The 6,051-nt window shown below is 72.0% G+C and carries 5 protein-coding genes; 4 read left to right on the forward strand and 1 reads right to left on the reverse strand.

The annotated features are described in order from the left end of the window. The first annotated feature begins 365 nt into the window (after positions 1-365). Positions 366-626, forward strand: a complete 261-nt coding sequence (locus ACFV0G_RS25320; RefSeq protein ID WP_380552218.1) for a hypothetical protein — start codon at positions 366-368, stop codon at positions 624-626. 132 nt (positions 627-758) lie between these two features. Then, positions 759-3,158 (forward strand): ATP-binding cassette domain-containing protein, encoded by a 2,400-nt coding sequence (locus tag ACFV0G_RS25325; protein WP_380552221.1) that lies wholly within the window; start codon positions 759-761, stop codon positions 3,156-3,158. An 84-nt stretch (positions 3,159-3,242) separates the two neighbouring features. On the opposite strand, the gene ACFV0G_RS25330 is transcribed toward ACFV0G_RS25325, so the two are convergent. Then, entirely contained in the window at positions 3,243-3,413 is a 171-nt protein-coding gene (locus ACFV0G_RS25330; protein WP_380552224.1) for a hypothetical protein, read from the reverse strand. Positions 3,414-3,853: 440 nt separating this feature from the next. On the opposite strand from ACFV0G_RS25330, the gene ACFV0G_RS25335 reads away from it, so the two are divergent. Both ACFV0G_RS25335 and ACFV0G_RS25340 read left to right on the forward strand, forming a co-directional pair. After that, a complete protein-coding gene (locus ACFV0G_RS25335) occupies positions 3,854-5,107 on the forward strand; it encodes a family 2 encapsulin nanocompartment cargo protein terpene cyclase (protein ID WP_380552233.1) in 1,254 nt (417 codons plus the stop codon). Between the two features lie 15 nt (positions 5,108-5,122). Then, positions 5,123-6,001, forward strand: a complete 879-nt coding sequence (locus ACFV0G_RS25340) for a geranyl diphosphate 2-C-methyltransferase (RefSeq protein ID WP_380552227.1) — start codon at positions 5,123-5,125, stop codon at positions 5,999-6,001. The last annotated feature ends 50 nt before the right edge of the window (positions 6,002-6,051 follow it).

Below are 6,051 nucleotides of genomic sequence, written 5' to 3' on the forward strand. Positions count from 1 at the left end.
CCGCGGTGCCGACGGTCGAGCCGGAGGGCGGCGGCGGGCGCACCCTGCGCGCCTTCCAGAACCTCGGCTCCACGCGGGAGTGGTGAGTCTTGACCGCGGGGCGGGGTGTGAGTTTGATAACGCGGGGGCGCCCCGCCGGCGGGGGCGCCGCCCCCCCCCGCGGCGCATCGCCCCACCGCCGAGAGGACCTGCTCCGCAGCGCTTCCGCACCCCCGCTGCGCCACCCGCGTCCGGGTCGCCGTCCACCGGGCCCACCGCTCCGCAGACTGACCGTCCCCGGCTCCCACGGGCCGGGGGCGGCGGCCTGACCTGCGCGGAAGCCGAACGAGGTGTGGAGGTATCGTGCACCTCGGAAGGAGATCGCAATGATCGCTGGCCCGGGCTTCTGGGATCATGAAATAGAGCGGGCGGGCTGGTCGCGCGTGCTGTCGCCGGGACCTGCCGACTTCCCGGAGGTCCAGGGACGCCGCGGGGTGTGGGGCCGGAACTGCTACGTGCGCGGCCGCGGACGGCTGGTGATCGAGTGGTCGGACCAGGTGACGATCTTCGCGGTCCTGCTCGACGGGCGGCCGTACCCCGTGCAGACCGCCGGCGACCTGGCCGCCGCCATAGCGGGCAGCCGCTAGCGGCCCGCCCCCGGGGTCGGTGGACCGGTCGCAAAGGCATCGGGCGCAGGGCCCGAAGCTGGTTAGATCGAGCCACGTGATGCCGACGGAGGCTGCGCAGGCGGCCCCGCCCAAGGGATGGAGACGCCGAGCATGGCCACCAGGACGGACGACCGGTCGCCCGCGCTGCACGTTGCCGACAGCCACGACCTGATCCGCGTGCACGGCGCGCGCGAGAACAACCTCAAGGACGTCAGCATCGAGATCCCGAAGCGCCGGCTCACGGTCTTCACCGGGGTCTCCGGCTCGGGCAAGACCTCGCTGGTGTTCAACACGATCGCGGCGGAGTCGCAGCGGCTGATCAACGAGACCTACAGCGCCTTCGTCCAGGGCTTCATGCCGTCGCTGTCGCGGCCCGAGGTGGACGTCCTCGAAGGGCTGACCACCGTGATCACCGTCGACCAGCAGCGGCTGGGCGTCGACCCCCGCTCCACGGTCGGCACCGCCACCGATGCCAACGCGATGCTGCGAATCCTCTTCAGCCGCCTCGGCGAGCCGCACATCGGCCCGCCCAGCGCGTACGCCTTCAACGTCCCCTCGGTCCGGGCGAGCGGGGCGATCACCGTGGAGCGCGGGGCCAAGAAGGCGGTGAAGGCGACCTTCACCCGCACCGGCGGCATGTGTGTGCGCTGCGAGGGCCGCGGCGTGGTCTCCGACATCGACCTCGATCAGCTCTACGACGACTCGAAGTCGCTCGCCGAGGGCGCGTTCACCATCCCCGGCTGGAAGTCCGACAGCTTCTGGACGGTGCGGGTCTACGCGGAGTCGGGCCTGCTCGACCCGAACAAGCCGATCCGCGAGTTCACCAAGCAGGAGATGCACGACTTCCTCTACCGGGAGCCGACCAAGGTCAAGGTGGAGGGCGTCAACCTCACCTACGAGGGGCTGATTCCCAAGATCCAGAAGTCGATGCTCTCCAAGGACAAGGAGGCGCTGCAGCCGCACATCCGCGCGTTCGTGGAGCGCGCGGTCACCTTCACCACCTGTCCCGAGTGCGACGGCACCCGGCTCAGCGAGGGGGCCCGCGCCTCGAAGATCGGGCGGATCTCCATCGCCGACGCCTGCGCGATGGAGATCAGGGACCTCGCCGAGTGGATCCGAGGTCTCGACGAGCCGTCGGTGGCGCCGCTGCTCGCCTCGCTTCAGCAGACCCTCGACTCGTTCGTGGAGATCGGCCTCGGCTACCTCTCGCTCGACCGTGCGTCGGGCACGCTGTCCGGCGGCGAGGCGCAGCGCGTCAAGATGATCCGCCACCTCGGCTCCGCGCTCACCGATACCACCTACGTCTTCGACGAGCCCACCGCGGGCCTGCACCCGCACGACATCCAGCGGATGAACGAGCTGCTGCTGCGGCTGCGCGACAAGGGCAACACCGTCCTCGTCGTGGAGCACAAGCCGGAGACGATCGCGATCGCCGACCACGTCGTCGACCTCGGTCCCGGTGCCGGCACGGCGGGCGGCAGCGTCTGCTTCCAGGGCACCGTCGACGGCCTGCGGGCCGGGGGCACCGTCACCGGACGCCACTTCGGCGACCGGGCCGCGCTCAAGGAGACGGTGCGCAAGCCCTCCGGCGCGCTGGAGATCCGCGGTGCGGCGACGCACAACCTGCGGGACGTCGACGTCGACGTGCCGCTCGGGGTGCTGACCGTGATCACCGGTGTGGCCGGCTCCGGCAAGAGCTCACTGGTGCACGGGTCGCTGGTCAAGGGCCGGGGGGCCGCCGAGGACGGCGTGGTCTCCATCGACCAGGGCGCGATCCGCGGTTCGCGGCGGAGCAACCCGGCGACGTACACCGGTCTGCTCGACCCGATCCGCAAGGCGTTCGCGAAGGCCAACGACGTGAAGCCGGCGCTGTTCAGCGCCAACTCCGAGGGTGCCTGCCCCACCTGCAACGGCGCCGGCGTCGTCTACACCGACCTGGCGATGATGGCCGGCGTCGCGAGCACCTGTGAGGAGTGCGAGGGCAAGCGGTTCGACGCGTCGGTGCTGGAGTACCGCCTGGGCGGCCGCGACATCAGCGAGGTGCTCGCCATGTCGGTCGCCGAGGCGGAGGAGTTCTTCGGCGCCGGTGAGGCGCACACGCCGGCGGCGCACCGCATCCTCCGGCGGCTCGCCGACGTCGGGCTCGGCTACCTCACCATCGGCCAGCCGCTGACCACGCTGTCCGGCGGCGAGCGGCAGCGGCTCAAGCTGGCGACCCACATGGCCGAGAAGGGCGGCGTCTACGTCCTCGACGAGCCGACCACCGGCCTCCACCTCGCCGACGTCGAGCAGCTGCTCGGCCTGCTCGACCGACTCGTCGACTCCGGCAAGTCGGTGATCGTCATCGAGCACCACCAAGCGGTCATGGCGCACGCCGACTGGATCATCGACCTGGGCCCCGGCGCGGGCCACGACGGCGGCCGGGTCGTCTTCGAGGGCACCCCCGCCGAGCTCGTCGCCGACCGCACCACCCTCACCGGCCGGCACCTCGCGGCCTACGTCGGCGGCTGACCGCAGCCCGGAGGCCGAGCCCGGACGTGCTCGTGGGACGGGTCCGACTCCCCGGACCCGTCCCACGCACGCTGTCGCGGTGCGCTACCGCTCCTCGTAGGTCCCCGGCTCCGGGGGCAGGCCGACCTCCTCGCGCTCCTCCGCGGTGCGCTCCTCGAGCTCCTCGTCGTCGGGCCGCATCGGCATGCCGCGTCCGTGCCCGGTGTCGGGGTCGCCCTCGACCGCCTTGTTCGACTTGTGGTGGTGGTGGGTCATACGTCCTCCTCGCCCCCTCGTCGGTGCACGCCGTCGTACCTCCGGCATCGCAGGCGGCCGGCCGCAGCGCTCCCCGCCCGGGGCCACCGGCGAGGGATCCGCGCCGCCGGCACGCCACCGTCCGCGGGGCCGCCCCGGCCGTGCGGGAGCGCCCGGACGCCGGACCGGTGTGCACCTTCATGCTCGTCCGCGCGGATTTCCCCGGCAACCCGGGCAACCGGCCGCCGGCCGGCGCCGGGCCGACCCTCCGCCGAGCGCAGCCGAATCCCGGCACGGAAACGGGCACTTCAAACGCCACAGACATGATCGTTCACCCGATCGGGTGCAGCGGGCGCTTCGGAGCTGCTCCGGTCGGGTCGGCCCGCCTACCGTTGTGGATCAGCAGGACGGATCCGGATGCGGAGATCCCCTGCCTGTACGACGAAGTGACGATCCGTCACATCGGTCGACCCCCTCATTCCAGCGGAAGGCCTTGCCATGCCCGTGGCCACCAGACCGGATTCACCGCAGGCGTCGCGGCGTCCGCACCGCAGCCGCAGCGCCGGGGCGGCCGTCCCCGGTGGCCGGGTCCACGGCGACCGAGCGGTGGTGCGGTCGTGACCGGCCCGGCCCTGGACCAGATCCTCCGCGGCCCCAGCGGCCTCGGTACGGCGGGCCTGTACCCGGGGCGGCCGGCGGCGCAGGCGGCCGGGACGGGGGCGGCGGCGCCGAAGGCCGGCGATCCCGTCCCCGGCCTGTACCACCACCCGGTGCCGGAGCCCGATGCCGAGCGGGTGGCGGAGGTCGGCCGGCGGATCAAGCTCTGGGCGCTGGAGGAGGTGCAGCTCTACCCGCCGGAGTGGGAGGACCAGTTCGACGGCTTCGCGCTGGGCCGCTACATGGTGGCCTGCCACCCCGACGCCCCGGGCATCGAGCACCTGATGATCGCGACCCGGCTGATGGCCGCGGAGAACGCGCTCGACGACTGCTACTGCGAGGACCACGGCGGCTCGCCCGTCGGCCTCGGCGGCCGGCTCCTGATGGCGCACACCGCCCTCGACCCCCTTCACACCGTGCAGGAGTACCACCCGGAGTGGGAGCAGTCGCTGCACGCCGACGCACCGCGGCGGGCGTATCGCTCCGCGATGGAGTACTTCACCCGGGCGGCCACCCCGTCCCAGGCGGACCGGTACCGGCACGACATGGCCCGGCTGCACCTCGGGTACCTGGCCGAGGCCGCCTGGTCCGAGACCGACCACGTCCCCGAGGTGTGGGAGTACCTGGCGATGCGCCAGTTCAACAACTTCCGCCCCTGCCCGACCATCACGGACACCGTCGGCGGCTACGAGCTGCCCGCCGACCTGCACGCGCTGCCGGCGATGCAGCGGGTCATCGCGCTCGCCTCCAATGCCACCACCATCGTCAACGACCTGTACTCCTACACCAAGGAGCTCGCCGCCCCCGGCCGGCACCTGAACCTGCCCGTGGTGATCGCCGAGCGGGAGCGGACCACCGACCGCGAGGCGTACCTCAAGGCGGTCGAGGTCCACAACGAGCTGATGCACGCCTTCGAGGCCGAGGCGGCCGCCCTGGCCGCCAACTGGCCCGCCCCGCCGGTGGTGCGCTTCCTCCGCGGCGTGGCCGCGTGGGTCGACGGCAACCACCACTGGCACCAGACCAACACCTACCGCTACACCCTGCCTGATTTCTGGTAACGAGGAACTGATTCCATGTCTATGACCGACACCACCGTTGTGGGCACCGCCGCCATCCCCGGCCCGGCGACCCCCTACCAGGGCGACATCGCCCGCTACTGGGACCATGAGGCCCGGCCGGTGAACCTGCGCCTCGGCGATGTCGACGGCCTCTACCACCACCACTACGGGATCGGCGACGTCGACCACGCCGCGCTGGGCGCCCCCGGCGACAGCGAGCGCGAGAAGAAGGTGATCGCGGAGCTGCACCGCCTGGAGTCCGCGCAGACCGACGTGCTGCTGGACAACCTGGGCGACATCCGGCCCGAGCACACGCTGGTGGACGCCGGCTGCGGCCGCGGCGGCTCGATGGTGATGGCCCACCGGCGCTTCGGGTGCAAGGTCGAGGGCGTCACCCTCTCGGCCAAGCAGGCCGAGTTCGGCAACCGGCGCGCCCGGGAGCTCGGCATCGAGGACTCGATCCGCGCCCAGGTCTGCAACATGCTCGACATGCCGTTCGAGACCGGCCGGGCCAGGGCCTCCTGGAACAACGAGTCCAGCATGTACGTCGACCTGCAGGACCTCTTCGCCGAGCACTCCCGCATCCTCTCGGTCGGCGGCCGGTACGTGACCATCACCGGCTGCTGGAACCCGATCTACGGGCAGCCCTCGAAGTGGGTGTCGCAGATCAACGCGCACTTCGAGTGCAACATCCACTCCCGCCGCGAGTACCTCCGGGCCATGGCCGACAACCGCCTGGTGCCGCAGGCCGTCATCGACCTGACGCCCGCGACCCTGCCCTACTGGGAGCTGCGCGCCACGTCCTCGCTGGTCACCGGGATCGAGGAGGCGTTCATCTCCTCGTACAAGGACGGCTCCTTCCAGTACCTGCTGATCGCGGCCGACCGGGTCTGACCCGCACCCCGCCGCCGCGAAGGGGGGGGCGCGGGCGCGCGGCCCCGGGC

It is taken from the genome of Kitasatospora sp. NPDC059571, from assembly GCF_042735675.1.
Classification (GTDB): domain Bacteria; phylum Actinomycetota; class Actinomycetes; order Streptomycetales; family Streptomycetaceae; genus Kitasatospora.